Source organism: Synechococcus sp. A15-24, from assembly GCF_014280195.1.
Classification (GTDB): domain Bacteria; phylum Cyanobacteriota; class Cyanobacteriia; order PCC-6307; family Cyanobiaceae; genus Parasynechococcus.
Map to the genome: position 1 here is coordinate 984439 of NZ_CP047960.1, position 19490 is coordinate 1003928.

Genomic DNA, 19490 nt, shown 5'->3' on the forward strand with positions numbered 1-19490 from the left:
GCCGGTGCACGCCTCCACCGATCTCCGGCCCCACCTGCACCGCTTGGACCCCTTCGCTTCCCCTGATCAAGCGGATCCGGTGCTGCGGGACTTCCTTCATCGGGCCAGTGATCTGCTCTGTGACTGGATCGGTACGGCGTCCAAAGGGGTGCCCTTGCCGACCGTGCGCCCGCAGCCGGCCGTCGCCCCCACCGCGGCAGGCCTCGGCATGGACCGGTTGCTCAAGGATCTACAGCTGGTGATGGAAGGTGCCTATCAGCCGTCCCATCCCGGAGCTCTGGCCCATCTCGATCCACCGCCGCTCACGGCATCGATCGCCGCCGACCTGATCTGTGCCGGGCTGAACAACAACCTGCTGGCGGAGGAACTGTCCCCAGGGCTCACCGACCTCGAACAGCAGCTCTGCAGTTGGTTCTGTCAGCAACTGGGACTGCCGGAGCAAAGCGGCGGTGTTCTCGCCAGCGGCGGCACCCTCAGCAACCTGATGGGGTTGGTGGTGGCCCGTACCCATGCGGGAGTTCGTGATGGCGTCGTGCTCTGCAGCCGTGACGCCCACGTTTCGCTTCAGAAGGCAGCCACTGTGATGGGGTTGCCGGATGAGGCTCTCCAGCAACTTCCGGTGGACAGCAATGGCGGCCTGGACCTGGCGGCTTTGGATGCAGCCCTTTCAGCACTGCGGCGCGATGGCCGATGCTGCCTGGCGGTTGTGGCGACGGCAGGCACCACTGTGCGAGGTGCGGTGGATCCGCTGGATGCGATTGCCCGCCTTTGCCGCCGTGAGGGGGTCTGGCTGCATGTGGACGCCGCAATAGGTGGCGTTTTTGCCCTCTGGGAGCCCTTGGCGCCCTTGATGCAGGGGCTGCATCAGGCGGACTCGATCACGCTCAATCCGCAGAAGCTGCTGGGGATCACCAAAACCTCGTCCATGCTCCTGTTACGGGACCGCTCCAAGCTGCGGGATGCCTTTTCCACCGGGCTGCCGTACATGGAGTCGCCCTGCAGTAATGATCATGGTGGCGAAGTGGGCCTGCAAGGGACCCGGCCGGCAGAGGTGCTCAAGCTCTGGCTGGGTCTGCGCCAGCTCGGCATCGAGGGCATTGGTGCTGTCCTCGAGTCCGCCCTCGAGCGAAAAGCAATGTTGAAACGGCTATTGGCCGATGATCGCCTGCTGGTGCTGGATGGCGGCCTTCATCTGTTGGCCCTGCGCCCCCGGCAAGAGGATCCCTCTGGGTCCGCTAGTTGGACCGAGCAGACCCGCCAGCTTCTGATGCGCGAAGGATTTCTCCTGTCCCGCCCCAGCTACGACGGCCATCACTGGCTGAAGGTGGTTCTGGGTAATCCCCACACCACCCTTTCTCACCTGCAGCAATTGGCTGGGCTGATCAGCCAGCAGCTGACCCATTGATCCCACAGAATCCAGTTACTTTGTGGGTGTTGCCCATGGGTGGAAGTGAGCAGCGTCCTCGCTGGGTGGCCATTGTCACCGGGGCGATCTCCATCGCCATCGCCGTGGTGTATCTCCTGCTGATCACCGTGCTGGACGCTCGTGGTCCAATGCTTCCCCCCCCTCCCGAGGCCCTGGGTGTGGTGGAAGGCTCGCTGCCGCCCTCCGCTGCAATGGTTCCACTACCTGGCGCATCGCTGTTGCGAGAAATCGCTTGAGCGAGGCCTCCCGTTTGTTCAGCTCGAAGGCTTCCTGCACCACCGCCTGAAGGCCCTCATCGCCCCAGTCCTGGTCCTGTTCGAAGAATCGGATGAAACTGGATCCGGCGATGCGGGTAAGCCAGGCCGTGACCACCCCCTGGACGCCACGGCCGATCACCAGCGTTGGGAGTGACACGCTCAGTGCTGGGCTGATCAGGCTCAGGGCACCTTTGACGATGCCGAGCCCCGCCAGGGTGCGTCCCACGGACACCGCCAGCTCTCTGGCGCGCTCCTTGGTCATGTCGATGCCATAGACAGCGGCGATCTCCAGCACCATCTGGCCGTTCACGGCGGCTGTGCTCAGCAGATCGACCCCAGGCAGGGGCGTGGCGGCCACGATGCCGGCACCGATCCAGCTGTAGCGATCAACGCAGCGCTTCGCTTCCCGTCGCCGCTGGCTGTTGAGCAGGTCCCGTCCCCGTTGGTCCAGCTGTCGGCACTGCAGAAGAATGTTGTCGGCAATCAGTTCCTCCCCGTCCGCATGCAGAACGGTCGCAAGCCGCTGCAGCAGTTCATTGACGTCTGGAGCCGGTTGCAACGGACGTCCACCCGGTCGCGGAATCGTTTGCGGTGCAGCGCTGCAGGCCACCACGTCTGCGGCGGGCAAGAGCCCTTCGCATCGGCTGCGCAGCAACTGCAATAAACGCCGCTCCTCCTCGGCACCCCGCAGATCCCGTTTGTTCAACACCAGCAGCAAACGTTTGCCCAGCCCTGCTAAGGACCGCAGCACCGTCATCTCCGAGCTGCGCAGGTCACCATCGACAACCACCAGCAGCAGGTCGGCTCGAACCGCCTGCTGGCGTGCGCGTTCTTCACGATTCAGTCCACCGTCCCCCGCCTCAAGAATCCCCGGTGTGTCCACCAGGCGCAGACCCCGTTCCAGTCCTTTGAGTCGCAGTCGATAACTGGGCGTGCTGCGGGTGGAGCCCATCGCGGCGGCCACATCGCCCACCATGTCCTGCAGCAGTGCGCGGATCAGCGAGGTTTTGCCGCTCGATCCGGTGCCGAACACCACCACCACAAGATCGCCGCGGGCAAGGTCCTGCTCCACCCGTTCTCGTTCCTGGCGCAGGCTTTCCCGCACCACACTGTCCTCCAGCCGCTCGAGTAGACGGTCAATGCTGATCAGGCTCCGGCCGGCGGCATCACGTCGGGTTGCGGGTGGCTCCTCAGGGGCGTCAGCGCCTTTCGTGGTGGATCGGTGTCGAATCTGACGCCACCACGGCAGTCCCACCTGCACCACCAAGGCTGCAATCAGCGCCAATCCCAACAGCAGCAGCGGTGTGATCAGCCAGGCGGGCAAAAAATAACTGAGGTCCCAGAGAAGGGTTCGGATGGCCTGCAGCAGGCCACCCAACACGATCAGCGCGGCCAGAGCAGCGGCCAATCCCAGCAGCAGTCGGTGGCGTTTTGGGATCACAACGTTGCATCGCTGCCCCGGCTGCTGGCCGGGATGGGGTGAAGCGGATCAGCCATGGCGTGATGACGTCCTGCTGCTCCAGAGATCAACAAGAAAACAGAGGACCGCCAGGTTGATGGCGATATCAGCTGGATTGAAGATCGGGAAGTTGATCGGCACAAGGGCGAGAAAGTCGATCACATGCCCGAGACGCCAGCGATCAATGCCGTTTCCCAGGGTGCCCCCAAGCAGGAACGCCACCGCCATCCCCTGCCAGAACGGAGGCGTGCGATGCCTCACCACCCAAATCAACAGACCCGTCGTCACCGCCAGACTCAGAAATCCCAGCCATTGGACCGACCCTCGGAACAGACTGAAGGCTGCTCCGGTGTTAAGCACCAGCTGGCCATTGATCAATCCGGGCAGCAGTGGAACGATGCGTCCATCTGCCAGCTGGGATGCGGCCAGCAGTTTCGTTGCCTGATCAACCAGGACCACCAGGCCACTGACCCCCAACAGAGGGGCTCGTCGCAGGATTGAGCCCGTCATTCCCTGATCACCAGACACCAGCGCACGATGACGGCCACCACGGCCGTCGCAGCGCAGAGAGCAAGTTGTGCGGGCAAGGGCCCAATTCCGTAGCCCATCACCAGATCAGGCAACGCTCGCTCCCAGCGTCCCAGAAGTGCACCAAGGCACAGATTGACCAGACCACAGAACTGCAGTGTCACCAACCCCGCCACGGCAGCCGCGGCCTGGGCTGTGAGATCCCCCATGCCCTGCTGCTGGGACAGCCGACCCGTCAACCAGGCGGCGGGGATGAAACCGGCGAGGTACCCGAAGCCAGGCTCCAGAACGTAGGTGAGCCCACCGCCGCTGTGGAACACCGGAAGGTCCAGCAGCCCAAGGCTGAGGTAGGCCACAGCGGCAATCATCCCGGCACGGGGGCCACTGACGAGCGCGCAGAGCAGGAGCGCCGGCACCTGCCAGGTCGCCGGCAAATCCATCAGTCCCAACGGGGCTGATGGAATTAACAGTGCTGAGGGCAGCAGGCCGCCGATCAAGATCATCAGCACACCGGCCAGGGCTCCACTCCACGTGGCGAGAGCTTTCACGCCGGTCGATCAACTGAGCGCATCCTGCTTGAGAATGCAGGTCCTGCCCAGATCCCATGACCGTCTCCATCGGCGATCGTCTGCGTCTGACCGCTTCTCAGACCTATCTCAAAACCGCTGACCCGATGCCGATGCTGCGCCCGCCGGACCTGGTGTCGGTGGGAGAAATCGGGGAAGTTGTGGCACTTCATCCCCTTGAGACCGTCGCTGTGCGCTTCCGGCGGGGGGCGTTTCTGATTCCCCTCAGTCAACTGGAACCAGTCGCTGCTGAGGATTGAAGCTGGCTCCAGTGGTCTTCCAGCCTCTTGAGGGCGTCCGCTGGACCGCAAAGGCTGAGGTGGGGAGTCTGAAGCCAGCGCTGGGCTGCTTCCATCAGCTCCTGAGGCTGCAGTGACTCCATGCGTTCAAGAGAACGGTGGTCATGGTCATCGCTCAGGCCGAGGCCACGTCGATGTGCCGCCCGTTCCGCCCGCTGGGAACAGGTCTGGCGGCCATGGGCCACCTGTCCTCGGAATTTGGCTCGGGCCAGGGTGAGGTCCGCCTCGCTGAGGAGTTGGCTGCTCAACTCCTGCCAGCTTTGGTGCAACAGCGACAAGGTCAGTTCAGCCCGTTCGGCGCTGCTGGAGGCGTGCAGTACGAACGGTGCAGCTCCTGCCCGCGCTGGGTGATGCGCTCCCACGTCGTAGGCCACACCATGGTCTTCCCGCAGACGACGGAACAGCAGGCTCGACATGCCTGAGCCCAGATGGCACTGCAGCAGCCGCAGAGCCAGGTCATCCGGATGCCCATACGCACAGCAGGGTTGCCCCAGCATCAGCACCACCTGCTCGGTGTCGATGGACTGCATCACCAGGTCGCCGTCGCCATTGGGCGTCCAGTGCATCGGTGGAGGGGGTGGTGCATCTGTCGTGTCCTGCCACCCCTCGCCCGTCCGCTTCAGCAGCGTGTCGTCCAGGGATGACGGCCAGGTTCCGCTGATGGCCAGCACGGAGCGTCCCGTCGTCAGCTGTCTGGCCAGGGTCTGCAGAGCGGTCTCATCCATTCGTTGCAGGTCGTCGCTCACTCCGAGCGGGTCATGGCCGTAACCCGTGCTGCCGTAAATCAGCTGCCGCCATTGATCGATCGCCAGGTGGAAGGGGTCCTCCCGCTGTCGCTGCAGCGCCTGCAGGCTCAAGGACCGCTCCAGTTCCAGCTGTTCCGTCGCCAGATGGGGTTCTGTCACCATCCAGTCGAGCAAGGGCATCAGCTCCTGGGCGTCTTCGGTGGTGCAGCGCAGACTGATCAGCAACCCGTCTTCATGGGCGTCACTGCGCAAGCCGGCGCCTCGCCCCTCCACCAAATCAGCTAGCTGACGATGGTCGAATGGTCCGCAGCCACGGCTGAGGGTTGCCGCTAGCAGCTGATGGGCACCACGCTGGCAGACGCCGTCCGTGGCACTGCCCCAGGGCAGAAGCAATTTCGCCGCCATCACGCCGGGGGTGGCGATCCGATCAACGATCAGGTCCGGGATGGCCATCAGCGTTGCCCCGCCGGAGTAGCGATCAGGCTGCAGGCCTGACTGGGCTGCAGCAATGGCATCAGGTCCTCAGACAACCGCTCTTCAGTCCAGGCCTGCAGATGCTGCAGCGGTTGCAGCAGCTCCTGCGGACGGTTCCACAGCATCTGGCTGGCGGCCTGGGCTGCCACCTGACCGACCGATTCCAGGCTATAGCGCAGCCCATTGCCTACGAGTTGGCGTCCTCGAGCCAGCTCTTCAGCTGTAAACGGTGCCGCCTGGTTCAGCTGCTCGTGCACCGTTGCTTCCACCTGCTCCAGATCCTCGGGCTCACAGCTGATCTCAAGGGTCATCAGGCATCCCTGTTCCAGAACACTGAGATCCATGTCCACGCTTTCCGCAATGCGAAGCTCCTCGCGCAGCTGGGCGACGAGGCGGCTGCGTCGCCCTTCCCCCAGCAGTGTCGTGGCGAGATCGGCACCCATCACCCAGGCCTGATCGTGGGCGGTGGATCCGCTCCAGAGCATCAGCAGGCGCGCTGATTCCAGGCGTGCCAGCTCCATGGTGTGACGTCCTGGCTGCAGCCTCAGCCCCCTGGGCTCCACTTGATTGATGGCGTCGGCTGACGGTTGTGGGTCCGGCGGCAGTTGCGCTAGGGCCGAGCTCTCGACCGTCGCCCTCAGCTCCCTCGCTCTCGGTCCACTGATGGCCAGACAGCAATGGTGGCCTCGGTAGCGGCGCTGATGGAACGTGCGCATGGCTTCAGGGTCCATGGCCAATAGGCTGGAACGTTCCCCGAGGATGGGGCGTCCATAGGGGTGGTCCAGGCAACCCTGCTTCAGCAGTTGCTGCAGGACCAGCTCATCCGGTTGATCGGCGTACTGGGCCATCTCCTCCAGCACCACCTCCCGCTCCAGGCGGAATGACTCCTGCTCCAGGGCAGGGTGCAAAACCAGATCCAGCAACAGATCAAGGGCCTGCTGGCTCGTCTCGGGCGGGATCAGAACGTGGAAATGCACGTCATCAAAGCCGGTGGCGGCATTGCTGCTGCCGCCAAGGGCCTCGATGGCCAGATCAAAGGCACCAGCCTCAAGCCGCTCACTGCCCTTGAACACCATGTGTTCCAGGAAGTGCGCCATCCCTTCCTCTCCAGCAGCCTCCGTGAAGCTTCCGGCTCGACACCAGAGGTCAAGGCAGGTGAGCGGAGCTTCGGGCATCTCGGCTGCCACGCAGCGCACACCGTTAGGGAGGGTCCAATGGTCCAGTGCAGGACCGTGCAACAGGCTGGTCAGAACTGCGTGGCAAAGTTCCATTCTGTTCCCCCCGGCTTGATGCAGTCCCCGCCGTCTGAGTCTTCATCGACGGTTGCTCCCCTGATTCCCTCCCTTGCCGAGACGATCCGGGGTGCCTGGATCGGCTTACCAGAGCTGAAACCGCTCGACGCCGACTCCGATTTCTCAAGTATTGAGGGGCAACTGGAGGGGGATGACCTGCTCATTCGCAACGAGCTGCTGTGCTGCCGCGGTATGCGCAAGATCCACCTGGAACTGGCGCGGCTTGGTCGGGGTCTGCAGATTCTCCACTGCGTCTGGTTCCCGGACCCCCGCTTCGATCTGCCGATCTTCGGTGCCGACATCGTGGCCGGTCCCGCAGGGGTATCCGCTGCAATTGTTGATCTGTCTCCGGTGTCCGGAGCCTTGCCGTCGGGCATTGAAACGGCCCTGGCGGGCACTCCCAGGCCGAATTTTCGCCAGGTGCGCGATCTGCCGGGGTGGGGCACGATTTTTTCCCCCCATGTCTGTTTCATCCGTCCGGATGCTGCTGAGGAGGAGGTGCTGTTCCGCTCACGGGTGAAGGAGGTGCTGACCATCCTGCGAACGGCTGTGCTCCAGACAGCCTGCGAACCAGCGACAGCGGCTTCTACGATCCGCCGGTATGAGGGACAACTGAGCTATTGCCTCCAGCAGAAGCGCAACGACAAGACCCGCAGGGTGCTGGAGAAAGCCTTCGACGCCTCCTGGGCCGATCGCTACATCGAAGAACTGCTGTTCGACGATCCCTTGCCTCCAAGTTGACCCGACTCTGGAGTCATTCCGGTTCGGTCGGGCTGGTCTGTTTGGTGTTCGTGCTGATCGGCTGTGGTGGCAATCAGACGACGAAGGCCCCATCGGAGAATTTAGCTTCTGTTGCAAGCGAAGCCGTTGCCCGTCCTGAAGCGGTCGCGGCCCTGGGGCAGCTTGAGCCCGCTGGAAATGTGCGTAGCCTGGCCGCTCCAACCGCCGGCGTTGCCGGAACACCAAGGATCGAACAGCTGCTGGTTGATGAAGGGGCTGTGATTCGCCGGGGACAGGTGCTTGCCCGCTTCGACACCAAAGCCGGTCTGGAGGCAGACCTGGCCGCTGTTGAGGCCGACCTGGCGAGTCTCGAAGACGAGATTGCCCTTCAAAAGGTTGAGGTGTCGCGGTATGCGCGCGGGGCCAATTGGGGTGCTGTTTCGCTGGTTCAACGCGAATCCAGCCGGGAAGATCTGGTTCGTCTCGAGGGTGAACAGGCACAGGCCCTGGCCCGGCGTCAGGGCTTGCTGGTGGATTTAGAGGAGAGTGAGCTGGTCTCTCCCCTGGACGGCCTTGTCCTGGAGATCCATGCGCGAGAGGGCGAACGGCCGGGCAGTGATGGGGTGATGGATATCGGCGCCAGCCAGAGGATGCAGGCTCGGATCGAGGTTTACGAATCTGATATCGCGCAGATCAACCTGGATCAGCAGGTGCAGTTGACCAGCGAGAACGGTGGCTTCAGTGGTCAGCTCAGCGGTCGTGTCATCCAGATCAGTCCACGGGTGCAACAGCGCGATGTGCTGTCCACCGATCCCACCGGTGATGCCGATGCCCGGGTGGTGGAAGTGCTGGTGGCTCTCGACGACGCCGATGTCCGCCGAGTGATCCTTTTGGCTGGTTTGAAGGTCATCGCCCGGTTCGAGCCATGAAGACCCTCTGGCAGGGACGTCGAATTCCCCTGTCCTGGCTGTTGCTGTCCCGTCAGCCCGTTCGCCTTCTGGTGGCTCTGGCTGGGATCAGCTTTGCCGGGATCCTGATGTTCATGCAGCTGGGGTTTCGCGATGGACTGTTTGACGCCAGCGTCACGGTGCACCGTCTGTTCGATGCCGATCTGGTGCTGATCAGTCCCCGCTCCGCCAGTTCCGTGCGGATGGCGGGCTTCCCCAGGCGCCGATTGGTCCAGACCCTGGCCGATCCCGCCGTTGAAGGGGTCAGCCCTGTCCACTGGGGCCTGATGCTGTGGCGTAATCCGGAAACCCGTCTCAACCGAGCGATTCTGGCGCTGGGGTTCAATCCGGATGATTCCTTTTTTGTCGATCCCAGCCTGTCTGAAAAAACCGAAGTCCTCAAACAGAAAGGCAGGATCCTGTTTGATCAGCTGTCACGGCCGGAATTCGGTCCCATCGCTGAGTGGTATCAGGACGGTCGCACCGTTGAAACGGAAATCGCCGGCAATCGCATCCGCGTCGAAGGTCTGGTGAGTCTCGGTACCAGTTTCGGGGCCGACGGCAACCTGCTCACCAGTACAGAGACTTTTCTGGATCTCTCCCCACAGAAATCGCGCGGGGCCATTGAAGTCGGTCTGATCCGTCTGCGTCCGGGGGCGGATCCACAGGATGTTGTGCAAAGGCTGGAGTCAAGGCTTCCCGACGACGTCAAAGTCCTCACCAAACAGGGATTCATTGACTTCGAGAAGAACTACTGGAAGAGCGGCACATCCATCGGATTCATTTTCACCCTCGGAGCCGCTATGGGCTTTGTGGTGGGCTGCGTGATCGTTTACCAGGTTCTCTACACCGATGTCAGTGACCATCTCCCGGAATACGCCACCTTGATGGCCATGGGCTACCGCCTCAGCCACCTGCTTGGCGTTGTGGTTCGCGAGGGGTTTTATCTGGCTGTCATGGGCTATATCCCGGCCTACCTCGCTGGTGAGGGTCTGTACTGGTTTGTGCGTGATGCAACGCGTCTTCCGGTGGGCATGGACGCATCAAGGGCCCTCACCGTCGGCGGCATGATCCTGGTGATGTGCATGCTGTCCTCGCTGCTGGCGATGCGTCGACTGGTCGATGCGGACCCTGCGGAGATCTTCTGATGGCCTCCGTCGAGCTCCAGAACCTCAGCCACTCCTTCGGTCGCGGTGAGATGCGGCGGCAGGTGCTGCAGGGCATCAGCCTCAGGATCGATCCCGGTGAGGTGGTGCTGCTGACCGGGCCATCCGGTTGCGGCAAGACCACGCTGTTGACCCTGATCGGTGCCCTGCGCACGGTGCAATCCGGTCAGGTCACTGTGCTTGGGCATCGTCTTGACGGTGCCGGTCGCCGCCAGCGGCAACAGGTGCGCCGCGGCATCGGCATGATTTTTCAGGGCCACAACCTGTTGCGTTGCCTCACAGCGGAACAGAACGTTCAGATGGGGGCAGATCTCCTGCCAGGACTCGGCTACCGCGCCCGACGGGATGAGGCCCGGCAGTGGCTGCGCTCCGTCGGCCTTGAGGATCAGATGGGGAAATTGCCCCACGACTTGTCCGGTGGACAGAAGCAGCGGGTGGCGATCGCCCGTGCGCTAGCGGCCCACCCACTGCTGCTGCTGGCCGATGAACCGACGGCTGCCCTGGATGGAGCCACGGGTCGGGAGGTGGTGGAACTATTGCGGCGACTGGCGCGGGATCAGTCCTGTGCGGTGTTGATGGTGACCCACGATCCACGCATCCTTGACGTGGCGGACCGGTTGCTGAAGATGGAGGATGGCTGCCTGCTGCCGGCTGCGCAGTAAGGTGACGAAGATTGCACTTTTATTGTTGCTGGATGGCTAAGCGCAGAAATCTGAAGAAGGAAAAGCAGGAACGCAACCGCGCATACGCGCGCAAATTCAAGAAGCGTAAGCTGCGTACTGATGGCCGTGGTGAGGGTGCCGGTAACGGTGTCACGGGTACCGCTAACAACGGCGGTGCGGCTGATTGATCGTTGGGCAGTTCTGACGTTCAGCGGGGGACCTCAAGGTCCCCCTTTTTGTTGCTTTTAGGCTGAGCCATTCCACCCTTCCGGTTGCCGCGATGTTCGTCAGCGTCGTCATCCCGACCTACAACCGCCGGCCGATCCTTGAGAAGTGTCTGCTGGCACTTGAGCGTCAGCAGGCGTGTCGAGAGATTGATCGTTATGAGGTGGTGTTGGTGGATGACGGATCCACCGATGGAACCCCGGATTGGTTGCGTGGGGCGGCGGAGCGTTTCCCTCATGTGCGGTTGATTGAGCAGTCCCATGGCGGCCCTGCTGAGGGGCGGAATCGCGGCGTCGATCACGCACATGGCGATGTCATCGTCTTCATCGACAGTGACCTGGTGGTCACGGACAGCTTTCTGTCCTGTCATGCCAGCAGCCTTGTTCGCAGCTGGGAAGCGCGTGGTGATCGCCTTTGCTTTACCTATGGCGCCGTTGTCAACACAGCCAATTTCGAACAGCCCACGGCTGAACGCCACAAGCTGCGGGATCTCTCATGGGCTTATTTCGCGACCGGAAATGTCGCCATCGCCAAGGAGGTGCTGCAGCGTGCCGGATTGTTCGATACCGGATTCCGCCTCTACGGCTGGGAAGACCTTGAACTGGGCGAGCGGTTGCGCCGCATGGGGGTGCAGCTGATCAAGTGCCCTGCTGCCGTGGGGTACCACTGGCATCCAGCCCTGACCCTCGATCAAATCCCGCGACTGATTGAGGTGGAAGGGGAACGAGCACGGATGGGTCTGGTGTTCTTCCGCAAACATCCGACGCGCCGCGTGCGGTTCATCATCCAATTCACTTGGCTGCATCGCCTGCTGTGGGAGCTGCTCACCCTCGGGGGGCTGATCAATGAGCACAGCCTGCGGCCCCTGCTGCGTTGGTTGATTCGTCATGGCTACTCCGGCACGGCCATGGAATTGCTGCGGCTTCCCCTCAACCGGATCGGGGTGCGTGCTCTGTTTCAAGAGGCTCGTCTGGCTGGCTTGCGCTGATCGGCCTTTTGATACCGTCAATAGGCTCTTTCACACCGCACACTTGCCCGTTTCGGGTGCATGCGACACCGATCAATGCCCTCGGGCTGAGATGTGTCCATCCCTGGCAGGTGGAGGCGAACCCGAAACCCTCAAACCATGGCTGTTGTCACCCTCGCCGAAATGATGGAGGCGGGTGCCCACTTCGGGCACCAAACCCGTCGTTGGAACCCCAAAATGTCGCGCTACATCTACTGCGCGCGCAATGGTGTTCACATCATCGATCTCGTGCAGACCGCCGTCTGCATGAACAACGCCTACAAGTGGACCCGTTCCGCTGCCCGCAGCGGCAAACGTTTTCTGTTTGTCGGCACCAAGAAGCAGGCCTCTGAAGTGGTTGCTCTCGAGGCAGCTCGCTGCGGAGCCGCCTACGTGAACCAGCGCTGGCTGGGCGGCATGCTCACCAACTGGACCACCATGAAGGCCCGGATCGACCGCCTCAAGGATCTGGAGCGGATGGAGTCCAGCGGTGCCATCGCGATGCGCCCCAAGAAGGAGGGTGCTGTGCTGCGCCGGGAACTGGAACGGCTTCAGAAATATCTGGGGGGTCTGAAGACGATGCGTCGTCTCCCCGATGTGGTGGTGCTGGTGGACCAGCGCCGCGAGTCCAACGCCGTCCTGGAAGCGCGCAAACTGGACATTCCTCTGGTGTCCATGCTCGACACCAACTGCGATCCGGACCTCTGTGAGGTGCCCATCCCCTGCAACGACGACGCTGTGCGTTCGGTGCAACTGGTGTTGGGGCGTCTCGCCGATGCCATCAACGAGGGCCGACACGGCAACAATGAGCAGCGCGGCGGCGACGACGCCGAAGGCTGAGGCTCTTCGAAACGCTAAGTTCACGCCGCCGACCTGCGCTTGTGGGCCGGCGGTGACATGTTCCCTTCCCCGACTCCTACGACCGATGGCAGCCGTATCCGCCAAGCTTGTCAAAGACCTGCGCGACAAGACCGGCGCGGGAATGATGGATTGCAAGAAGGCCCTTGCGGCTACTGACGGTGACGCCAACAAGGCGGTCGAGTGGCTGCGACAGAAAGGCATCGCCAGCGCCGAGAAGAAGTCTGGCCGCACGGCCGCCGAAGGCGCCATCAGCAGCTACATCCACACCGGTTCCCGGGTTGGTGTGCTGATCGAAATCAACTGCGAGACCGACTTTGTTGCCCGTGGCGACATGTTCCAGGAGCTGCTGCGGGATGTCTCGATGCAGGTGGCGGCTTGCCCCAACGTGGAATACGTCACCACCGATGACATCCCTGATGAAATTCGGGAGCGGGAGAAGGCCATTGAGATGGGTCGCGATGACCTGGATGGCAAGCCGGAGCAGATGAAGGTGAAGATCGTTGAAGGTCGGATCGGAAAGCGCCTGAAGGAGCTCGCTCTGATGGAGCAACCCTTCATCAAGGACAGCTCGATCACGGTGGCTGAGCTGGTCAAGCAGACCGCCGGCAAAATCGGTGAAAACGTGCAGGTGCGTCGCTTCACCCGCTACACCCTTGGCGAGGGCATCGAGGTGGAGGAGTCCGATTTCGCTGCAGAAGTCGCCTCCATGAAGGCTGCTGGCTGATCCAGGTGCCCATTTCGGACCCGTCGTCCGCCTACAACCCCGATGAACAGCTGGCACGCCTGGGACGGTTGTGCCGGCTTCGGTCCATTGCTGTCTATCGCGAACAGGCGCTCTACCTCCAGGTTCTGCGGTATGAGCTCGGGCCTGCGGTGCGTCAGGCCTTGTTCTCTTTGATGTCGGAGACGGATCCACTCCGTTTCAATCGACTATCGGAGGGGCAGAGAACCCGCTTTCACGCCGCGATCGACAATCTGATCAACCGCTGCTCGGTGCTGCTGACGGTCGAACAGCAGATGCATCTGGCTGATCAGATCCAGCAAGAGCAGCTGCGGCATCAAGCCAGGGCCAGCCGTCAGATGCTTCAGGGGCTGCAACAGGCCGCTCAGCAACAGCAGAGTGAGCCCAGCTCTCAATTAAGTGACCGTCCGCCTGGGGCATCCGGAGGCTCAGTGGAGCTGAGCATGGCGCCGCCCCTCGATCAACCCCAGCGCTTTGGAATCAAGGTTCCGACTGAATCTCCCTCTCGGCGTCAATCGCCTCCTGAGCCGACTCCACAGCCTGAGCCGCAGCCCTCAAGCGATTCCGGTGATGGGGCCATTCATGGAGACCTTGACGTGCTCCGGTCATTGTTTGAGCTGGCAGGCGAAGCTCTTGAGCAGTCCGCCGGTGCTGGTTCCTTGGTCGGACGGTCCAGTGCAGCAAATGCAGACGATGGTCAGGACAACCTGCTGCCGACCATGCCGGTCGCGTTGCTGCAGTGGATGGATGCGATGGATCTGGCCTTGTCGCGTCGGCTTCGGAATCTCTCCCATGCGGTGAATGTTCAACTTCTGCGTTCCGGTCTGGCCCAGGCTCTGTTGCCGGTGAATCTGCTGGAGGCTGTGCTGAACGGCCAGACGGAAACACAGGCTTCCCCCTCCAATCTGTTGAGACTTCAGCTGCCCCTCACCATGGGCGATCTCGGTCCGGGAATGGATGTTCTCTGTGTGCTTGTGCGCAGCAGTGAGCTGGAATTCGACAGCTATCGCCTGCGACGTTGTCGACGTCGCTTGCGCGACCAGCACCAGGAACTGCTCAAAATGGTTCGGCAGCAACGCCATTGGGAGCGTCGCTGCCTGGATCGTAAAGCTCGGACGCCTTGGCAGACTCCTCCCGATCCCAAGACCCCCGCGGACTAAACCGCGAGCAGCTCAGTGAGTTGCTGGGTTGGCTGAAGCCTTTACAGCAGGCTCTCTCGCTTGAGGGGGAGACGGGGTTCAACAATCTGCAGGGCCGTCAGCAACGGTTTGACGGCTTTCTGGTTCATCAGCTTGCAGCTCCCCCGCCACTTCCCTACCCCCCTGGTGTCGAGGCGCGCCTGCAGCGCTTGCACCAGGGGTTTGTCGGTTACGGGGAGTTACCTGAAAGCGATCGCCGAAGGCTTGTCACCGATACCCTTCAGTGGCTGCATGAGCTGCGGCTCCGCCTCGAACCATCAGCGCCCATGGCACCGCCACGGTTGCGATTGGCGATGGCATCCGCATCAGCACCTCGTCGGGAGCTAGGTCTTGACAGTCCGTTGACCCAGCTCCAAGGGGTTGGACCGAAGTTGGCGGGGCGTCTGGCGGCGATTGGTCTGCTGCTGGTGCGAGACCTGCTGAAGCATTATCCGCGAGACCACGTCGACTACGCCACCCGCCGCCGCATCGAGGCCCTGGTGGTCGGAGAGACGGCCACGATCGTGGCCACCATTCGCCGCTGCAACGGCTTCGTCAGTCCGCGCAATCCGAATCTGGCGATCCTGGAACTGCAGCTCCAGGACCCCACCGGTCGGATCAAGGTGACGCGGTTTCTGGCCGGGAAACGGTTCAGCTCACCGGCTTATCTCAAGGGGCAACAGCGGCTGTATCCCCAGGGGGCGACGGTGGCCGTCAGTGGTCTGATCAAAGAGGGGCCCTATGGGGTGACCTTCCAGGAGCCGTTGATTGAGGTGCTGGAAAGCAGCAACGCCGAGGTGCGATCCCGCAACATCGGTCGTCTGATGCCGGTCTATGGCCTGACGGAAGGGGTTGCGGCAGACCGCTTCCGTCAACTGATCGACCAGGTGTTGCCCCTGGCACGGGCCTGGCCTGACCCCCTCAACCAGACCGAGCGCCGGCATTGGTCGTTGGTCAGCCTGCCGGACGCGTTTCAAGGACTTCATGCACCGGATGATTCCAGTCAGTTGGATCAGGCCAGGCGGCGGCTGGTCTTTGATGAATTCCTTCTGTTGCAGCTCGGTCTGCTGCGGCGTCGACGCACCCTGAGCCAGCGTCCTTGTCCCCATCTCGAGTTGATCCGTCGCGGTGATGGGCTTGTGGGGCATTTTCTGGCTGCCCTGCCCTTTGCCTTCACCGCGGCACAGGAGCGGGTCTTCGGCGAAATCGAGGCCGATCTGCAGCGTTCCCAGCCGATGGCCCGGCTGGTGCAGGGGGATGTCGGTTCCGGTAAAACCGTCGTGGCCATTGCGGCGCTGCTGAGCACCATCAGTTCCGGCTGGCAGGGCGCCTTGATGGCCCCGACGGAGGTTCTGGCCGAACAACACCACCGCAACCTCTGCCGCTGGCTTCCTCCATTGCACGTGACGGTTGAGTTGCTCACCGGCGCGACGCCAAAAACCAAACGGCGCCAGCTGCTCGATGACCTGGCCAACGGCTCCCTCAAGGTTCTGGTGGGGACCCATGCCCTACTGGAGGATCCGGTGGTGTTTTCCCGCCTGGGACTGGTGGTGGTGGATGAGCAGCACCGCTTCGGCGTCCACCAGCGGGACCGACTGCTCAACAAGGGTCTGCAACCCCACCTGCTCACCATGACCGCCACCCCGATCCCCCGCACCCTGGCCCTGTCCCTCCATGGCGACCTGGACGTGAGTCAGATCGACGAACTCCCGCCAGGACGGACACCCATCCGCACCGCCATGCTCACGGCAGCGCAGCGGTCCCAGGCCTACGAGCTGATCCGTGAGGAGGTGGCCCGTGGCCAAAGGGCCTATGTGGTTTTGCCTCTGGTGGACGAATCCGAGAAACTCGAACTGCGATCAGCTGTTGAGGTTCACGCTGAACTGGCTTCGGAGGTGTTCCCGGAGCTGACGGTCGGTTTGTTGCACGGCCGCCTGAACAGTGCGGATAAGCAGTCGGTGCTGCGGGACTTTGCCGATGGCCGCAGCCAGGTGCTCGTGTCCACCACGGTGGTGGAAGTGGGCGTGGATGTGCCCGAGGCCAGCGTGATGGTGATCGACCACGCCGAACGTTTCGGATTGGCCCAGCTGCATCAGCTGCGCGGCAGGGTCGGCCGTGGGGCGGCCGCCTCCCACTGCCTGTTGATCAATGGCAGTTCCAATCCCCTGGCCCGTCAGCGCCTGGATGTGCTGGTGCGCTCCAACGATGGCTTCGAGATCGCCGAGATGGACCTGCGCCTGCGGGGGCCAGGTCAGGTGCTGGGAACCCGACAATCCGGCCTTCCCGATCTGGCATTGGCCAGCCTTGCTGATGATGGGGCGGTGCTTGAGGATGCCCGGGCAGCGGCACAACAGCTGATGGAGCAGGACCCGGATCTGTCTGCGCATGAAGCTCTCCTGGCCATGTTGCAGGAGCAGCAACGTCGGCTCAGCGGAGCAACACCTCTGAATTGACCCGTTCAACCTTGGTTGGTTTCAGCAAGCCCATGCGTCCCTGGAGTGATCGTCCGATTCACGACAACGGGGAGCCCCTTGTGGCGCTGCCGCCAACCCTGTTGCGACTCGAACCACACCCGTACGTCGCGGCTGGTGCTCCCTATGGCCCTGGCGCAGATCCCTTTCAGTTGCGCTCCGGTGTGGTGGATCGCCTCCTGGCAGCGCAAGGGGACCTTCAGGCAAGGCAATCCGATCTAAGGCTGGCCATTTTTGATGCCTGGCGGCCGCTTGCCGTTCAGGCCTACATGGTGGAGCAGGCGGTGACGGCTGAAATCAATCGACGCGGCATCGATCTGGCTGACCGCGAACAAGTCGCTGCTGTGCGTCAAGCGGTCGGTCGCTTCTGGGCGCCACCGAGCCCCGACCCTGCCACACCGCCTCCCCACAGCACCGGTGCTGCCGTGGATCTGACTCTCGCCAGCCAAAGCGATGGAGCCCCACTGGCCATGGGGGGCGAGATCGACGCCGTTGATGTGATCTCAGAGCCTGACCATTACGCCGCTGCAGCGCCAGGTTCGGAAGGGGCGCTCTGGCATCAGAGGCGGCAGCTTCTCGCGTCTGTGATGCAGTCAGCAGGTTTTGCTCAGCACCCCAATGAGTGGTGGCACTTCAGCCACGGAGATCAGCTCTGGGCCTGGCGCAGTGCTGCCGGTTGTGCGATCTATGCCGTAGCACCCAGCAGCTCACTCACCGCCTGATCGCCAAGTTTTTCAACGTGATCGCCGAGGCTGCGGCGACCGCCGGCTTGCTTCCAGCTGATCAGCAGAGGCTCGATGGTCTGCTCGAGCTCCTCCAGAGGCATGCGTTGCAGGAAGGGCTGGGCCAGCCGCTGCAAATTGGCACTGCCGCCGAGCCACAGCTGGTACTGATTCACACCGCTGCCCACCAGGGCCAATTCCGCCATGTAAGGGCGTGCACAGCCGTTGGGACATCCGGTCATCCGGATCAACACCGATTTGTCGATCTCGAGGCGACGCAGCTGGGCATCGAGGCGCTCCAGAACGCTGGGCAGGATGCGCTCCGATTCCGTGATCGCCAGCCCGCAGGTGGGCAGAGCCGGGCAGGCAATGGCATGGCGGGCAAGAGGCGGGGGAGCATCGGGTAGATCGAACCCGAGAGCCGCCAGCTCAGCCTTGATCGTGGCCCGCTGGGCCGTGCCGATGTTGCAGAGCAGCAGGTCCTGATTCGCCGTGAGGCGGATCTCCAGTTGGTAGGTGTCGACGATGGCGCGCAGGCCCTGCTTCATCGTGCCCTTCAGCCGACCACAGAGAAGCGGCAGACCGACGAACCACAGGCCTGCCTTCTGTCGGTGCCAGCCCAGATAGTCGAGCAACTTGGGTTTAGCTTCGTTGCGGAGACCCTTCAGCGGCCTGGAGAAGTAGTTCGCCTTGAGTTCGTTGCGGAACCAGGCGATGCCGCGATCCTCCAGCAGATATTTCATGCGGGCATGACGACGGATCCGGCGATCGCCGTGATCCCGCTGCAGCGCCACGATTGCTTGGAGAAGATCAAAGACGTCAGCGGCGTCCACGTAACCGAGGGGATCGGCGATGCGCGCGAACGTTTCCTCTTTGTTGTGGGTGCGGCCCATGCCGCCCCCCACGTAGACGTTGCAGCCCCGCAGATTGCCGGAGGGGTCGGTGAAGGCCACCAGACCGATGTCCTGGGTCAGCAGATCCACCGAGTTGTCACCGGGGACGGTGACGGCCACCTTGAATTTTCGGGGCAGATAGGTGTCGCCATAGAGCGGTTCCGCCTCACTGCCGGAGAACACGCCTGGCTCCAGTTGGCGCTTGCGGGCCCGGCGAACCGCGGCTGGTGGGCTGAAGCGATAGCTGAGGTCGCCGTCCACCCAGAGGTCGAGATAAGAACCTTCAGCCGCTTCCGGACTCAGCAGATCGGCAATCTCGTCGGCCAATCGCCGTGCAGCGGGGTAGCCACCTTTTTCAAACGGGGCCGCAGGGGCCATCACGTTGCGGTTGATGTCACCACAGGCCGCCAAGGTGGAACCCAGGTTGCGAACAATGGTGCCGATCACCTCTTTCAGGTCGGCCTTGGGAATGCCGTGCATCTGGAAGGCCTGCCGGGTGGTCGCCCGCAGGGTGCCGTCCCCCAGCCGGTCGGAGAGCTCGTCGAGGGCGAGAAACAGCTGGGCCGGAATGCGGCCACCGGGGCTGCGCAGCCGCAGCATCATCTGCCAGGTCTTGTCTTTCCCCTTCTCGCGTTTATCGCGGTCGTCCTGCTGATAGCTGCCGTGGAACTTGAGGATCTGCAGAGCGTCTTCGCTGAAATTGGGCAGATCATTCACCAGTTCGCTCAGCAGCGGCTCCCGCAGGTAGTCGCTGTCCAGCTTGCGTTGTTCCGCTTTCGGAAGACTGGTTGCGGTCTCCTGTTGTGCAGCTGCAGCCCCGTCGCTCACGCGCTTCCGGTGTTGATGAATT

The 19490-nt window shown here is 62.7% G+C and carries 19 protein-coding genes; 13 read left to right on the forward strand and 6 right to left on the reverse strand.

All coding sequences use genetic code 11. The features are described from left to right. Positions 1–4 precede the first annotated feature (4 nt). The gene (locus SynA1524_RS05385; RefSeq protein ID WP_186499271.1) at positions 5–1405 is read left to right on the forward strand and encodes a pyridoxal phosphate-dependent decarboxylase family protein; all 1401 of its coding nucleotides are present in this window, start codon (positions 5–7) and stop codon (positions 1403–1405) included. 123 nt (positions 1406–1528) lie between these two features. Here the strand turns inward: SynA1524_RS05385 and SynA1524_RS05390 are convergent, their stop codons facing one another. From SynA1524_RS05390 to SynA1524_RS05400, 3 genes are read right to left on the reverse strand one after another with little or no spacing between them, the layout of a single operon-like run. Beyond that, positions 1529–3124, reverse strand: coding sequence for a YcjF family protein (locus SynA1524_RS05390; RefSeq protein WP_502707910.1), 1596 nt, complete (start codon positions 3122–3124; stop codon positions 1529–1531). A gap of 48 nt (positions 3125–3172) precedes the next feature. Next, positions 3173–3652, reverse strand: coding sequence for a signal peptidase II (gene lspA, locus SynA1524_RS05395; RefSeq protein ID WP_186499272.1), 480 nt, complete (start codon positions 3650–3652; stop codon positions 3173–3175). Then, positions 3649–4218, reverse strand: a complete 570-nt coding sequence (locus tag SynA1524_RS05400) for a biotin transporter BioY (protein WP_186499273.1) — start codon at positions 4216–4218, stop codon at positions 3649–3651. Before SynA1524_RS05400 ends, lspA begins: the two co-directional genes overlap by 4 nt. A gap of 56 nt (positions 4219–4274) precedes the next feature. On the opposite strand from SynA1524_RS05400, the gene SynA1524_RS05405 reads away from it, so the two are divergent. Beyond that, on the forward strand, positions 4275–4496 hold the full coding sequence (locus SynA1524_RS05405) for a DUF3148 domain-containing protein (protein WP_186499274.1): 222 nt from the start codon (positions 4275–4277) through the stop codon (positions 4494–4496). Here SynA1524_RS05405 and SynA1524_RS05410 read toward each other — a convergent pair. Continuing rightward, positions 4466–5734 carry a M16 family metallopeptidase gene (locus SynA1524_RS05410; RefSeq protein WP_186499275.1) on the reverse strand — a complete coding sequence of 423 codons (1269 nt, stop codon included), beginning with the start codon at positions 5732–5734 and terminating at the stop codon, positions 4466–4468. The genes SynA1524_RS05405 and SynA1524_RS05410 overlap by 31 nt on opposite strands. Beyond that, complete coding sequence (locus SynA1524_RS05415; protein ID WP_186499276.1) at positions 5734–7026, reverse strand: M16 family metallopeptidase; 1293 nt, start codon at positions 7024–7026, stop codon at positions 5734–5736. The genes SynA1524_RS05410 and SynA1524_RS05415 overlap by 1 nt, the downstream gene beginning before the upstream one ends. Before the next feature lie 18 nt (positions 7027–7044). On the opposite strand from SynA1524_RS05415, the gene SynA1524_RS05420 reads away from it, so the two are divergent. The 11 genes from SynA1524_RS05420 (at position 7045) to SynA1524_RS05470 (ending at position 17747) form a co-directional block, all read left to right on the forward strand. After that, on the forward strand, positions 7045–7788 hold the full coding sequence (locus SynA1524_RS05420; protein WP_186499277.1) for a phycocyanobilin:ferredoxin oxidoreductase: 744 nt from the start codon (positions 7045–7047) through the stop codon (positions 7786–7788). Next, on the forward strand, positions 7785–8696 hold the full coding sequence (locus tag SynA1524_RS05425; protein WP_186499278.1) for an HlyD family efflux transporter periplasmic adaptor subunit: 912 nt from the start codon (positions 7785–7787) through the stop codon (positions 8694–8696). The genes SynA1524_RS05420 and SynA1524_RS05425 overlap by 4 nt, the downstream gene beginning before the upstream one ends. Then, complete coding sequence (devC, locus tag SynA1524_RS05430; RefSeq protein WP_186499279.1) at positions 8693–9862, forward strand: ABC transporter permease DevC; 1170 nt, start codon at positions 8693–8695, stop codon at positions 9860–9862. Before SynA1524_RS05425 ends, devC begins: the two co-directional genes overlap by 4 nt. Beyond that, positions 9862–10542, forward strand: coding sequence for an ATP-binding cassette domain-containing protein (locus SynA1524_RS05435; protein WP_186499280.1), 681 nt, complete (start codon positions 9862–9864; stop codon positions 10540–10542). The genes devC and SynA1524_RS05435 overlap by 1 nt, the downstream gene beginning before the upstream one ends. 32 nt (positions 10543–10574) lie before the next feature. Continuing rightward, complete coding sequence (locus tag SynA1524_RS05440) at positions 10575–10730, forward strand: Asl3888 family RNA-binding protein (protein ID WP_011127953.1); 156 nt, start codon at positions 10575–10577, stop codon at positions 10728–10730. Positions 10731–10822: 92 nt separating this feature from the next. Beyond that, entirely contained in the window at positions 10823–11755 is a 933-nt protein-coding gene (locus SynA1524_RS05445) for a glycosyltransferase family 2 protein (protein WP_186499281.1), read from the forward strand. A gap of 138 nt (positions 11756–11893) precedes the next feature. Then, the gene (gene rpsB, locus SynA1524_RS05450) at positions 11894–12613 is read left to right on the forward strand and encodes a 30S ribosomal protein S2 (RefSeq protein ID WP_186499282.1); all 720 of its coding nucleotides are present in this window, start codon (positions 11894–11896) and stop codon (positions 12611–12613) included. An 85-nt stretch (positions 12614–12698) separates the two neighbouring features. Further along, the gene (gene tsf, locus SynA1524_RS05455; RefSeq protein ID WP_186499283.1) at positions 12699–13358 is read left to right on the forward strand and encodes a translation elongation factor Ts; all 660 of its coding nucleotides are present in this window, start codon (positions 12699–12701) and stop codon (positions 13356–13358) included. 5 nt (positions 13359–13363) lie between these two features. Continuing rightward, positions 13364–14536 carry a hypothetical protein gene (locus SynA1524_RS05460; RefSeq protein WP_186499284.1) on the forward strand — a complete coding sequence of 391 codons (1173 nt, stop codon included), beginning with the start codon at positions 13364–13366 and terminating at the stop codon, positions 14534–14536. Next, positions 14497–17007, forward strand: coding sequence for an ATP-dependent DNA helicase RecG (gene recG, locus SynA1524_RS05465; RefSeq protein WP_186499285.1), 2511 nt, complete (start codon positions 14497–14499; stop codon positions 17005–17007). The genes SynA1524_RS05460 and recG overlap by 40 nt, the downstream gene beginning before the upstream one ends. Positions 17008–17039: 32 nt before the next feature. Continuing rightward, on the forward strand, positions 17040–17747 hold the full coding sequence (locus tag SynA1524_RS05470; protein ID WP_186499528.1) for a M15 family metallopeptidase: 708 nt from the start codon (positions 17040–17042) through the stop codon (positions 17745–17747). Here SynA1524_RS05470 and SynA1524_RS05475 read toward each other — a convergent pair. Then, complete coding sequence (locus SynA1524_RS05475) at positions 17711–19468, reverse strand: NADPH-dependent assimilatory sulfite reductase hemoprotein subunit (protein ID WP_186499286.1); 1758 nt, start codon at positions 19466–19468, stop codon at positions 17711–17713. The genes SynA1524_RS05470 and SynA1524_RS05475 overlap by 37 nt on opposite strands. Positions 19469–19490: the final 22 nt, after the last annotated feature.

Excerpts from the sequence above, each read along its gene's own strand:
- SynA1524_RS05415 (WP_186499276.1), bottom strand. The coding sequence starts at position 7,026 with ATGGAACTTTGCCACGCAGTTCTGACCAGCCTGTTGCACGGTCCTGCA.
- SynA1524_RS05420 (WP_186499277.1), top strand. The coding sequence starts at position 7,045 with ATGCAGTCCCCGCCGTCTGAGTCTTCATCGACGGTTGCTCCCCTGATT.
- lspA (WP_186499272.1), bottom strand. The coding sequence starts at position 3,652 with ATGACGGGCTCAATCCTGCGACGAGCCCCTCTGTTGGGGGTCAGTGGC.
- SynA1524_RS05445 (WP_186499281.1), top strand. The coding sequence starts at position 10,823 with ATGTTCGTCAGCGTCGTCATCCCGACCTACAACCGCCGGCCGATCCTT.
- rpsB (WP_186499282.1), top strand. The coding sequence starts at position 11,894 with ATGGCTGTTGTCACCCTCGCCGAAATGATGGAGGCGGGTGCCCACTTC.
- SynA1524_RS05410 (WP_186499275.1), bottom strand. The coding sequence starts at position 5,734 with ATGGCCATCCCGGACCTGATCGTTGATCGGATCGCCACCCCCGGCGTG.
- tsf (WP_186499283.1), top strand. The coding sequence starts at position 12,699 with ATGGCAGCCGTATCCGCCAAGCTTGTCAAAGACCTGCGCGACAAGACC.
- SynA1524_RS05440 (WP_011127953.1), top strand. The coding sequence starts at position 10,575 with ATGGCTAAGCGCAGAAATCTGAAGAAGGAAAAGCAGGAACGCAACCGC.
- SynA1524_RS05405 (WP_186499274.1), top strand. The coding sequence starts at position 4,275 with ATGACCGTCTCCATCGGCGATCGTCTGCGTCTGACCGCTTCTCAGACC.
- SynA1524_RS05470 (WP_186499528.1), top strand. The coding sequence starts at position 17,040 with ATGCGTCCCTGGAGTGATCGTCCGATTCACGACAACGGGGAGCCCCTT.
- devC (WP_186499279.1), top strand. The coding sequence starts at position 8,693 with ATGAAGACCCTCTGGCAGGGACGTCGAATTCCCCTGTCCTGGCTGTTG.
- SynA1524_RS05435 (WP_186499280.1), top strand. The coding sequence starts at position 9,862 with ATGGCCTCCGTCGAGCTCCAGAACCTCAGCCACTCCTTCGGTCGCGGT.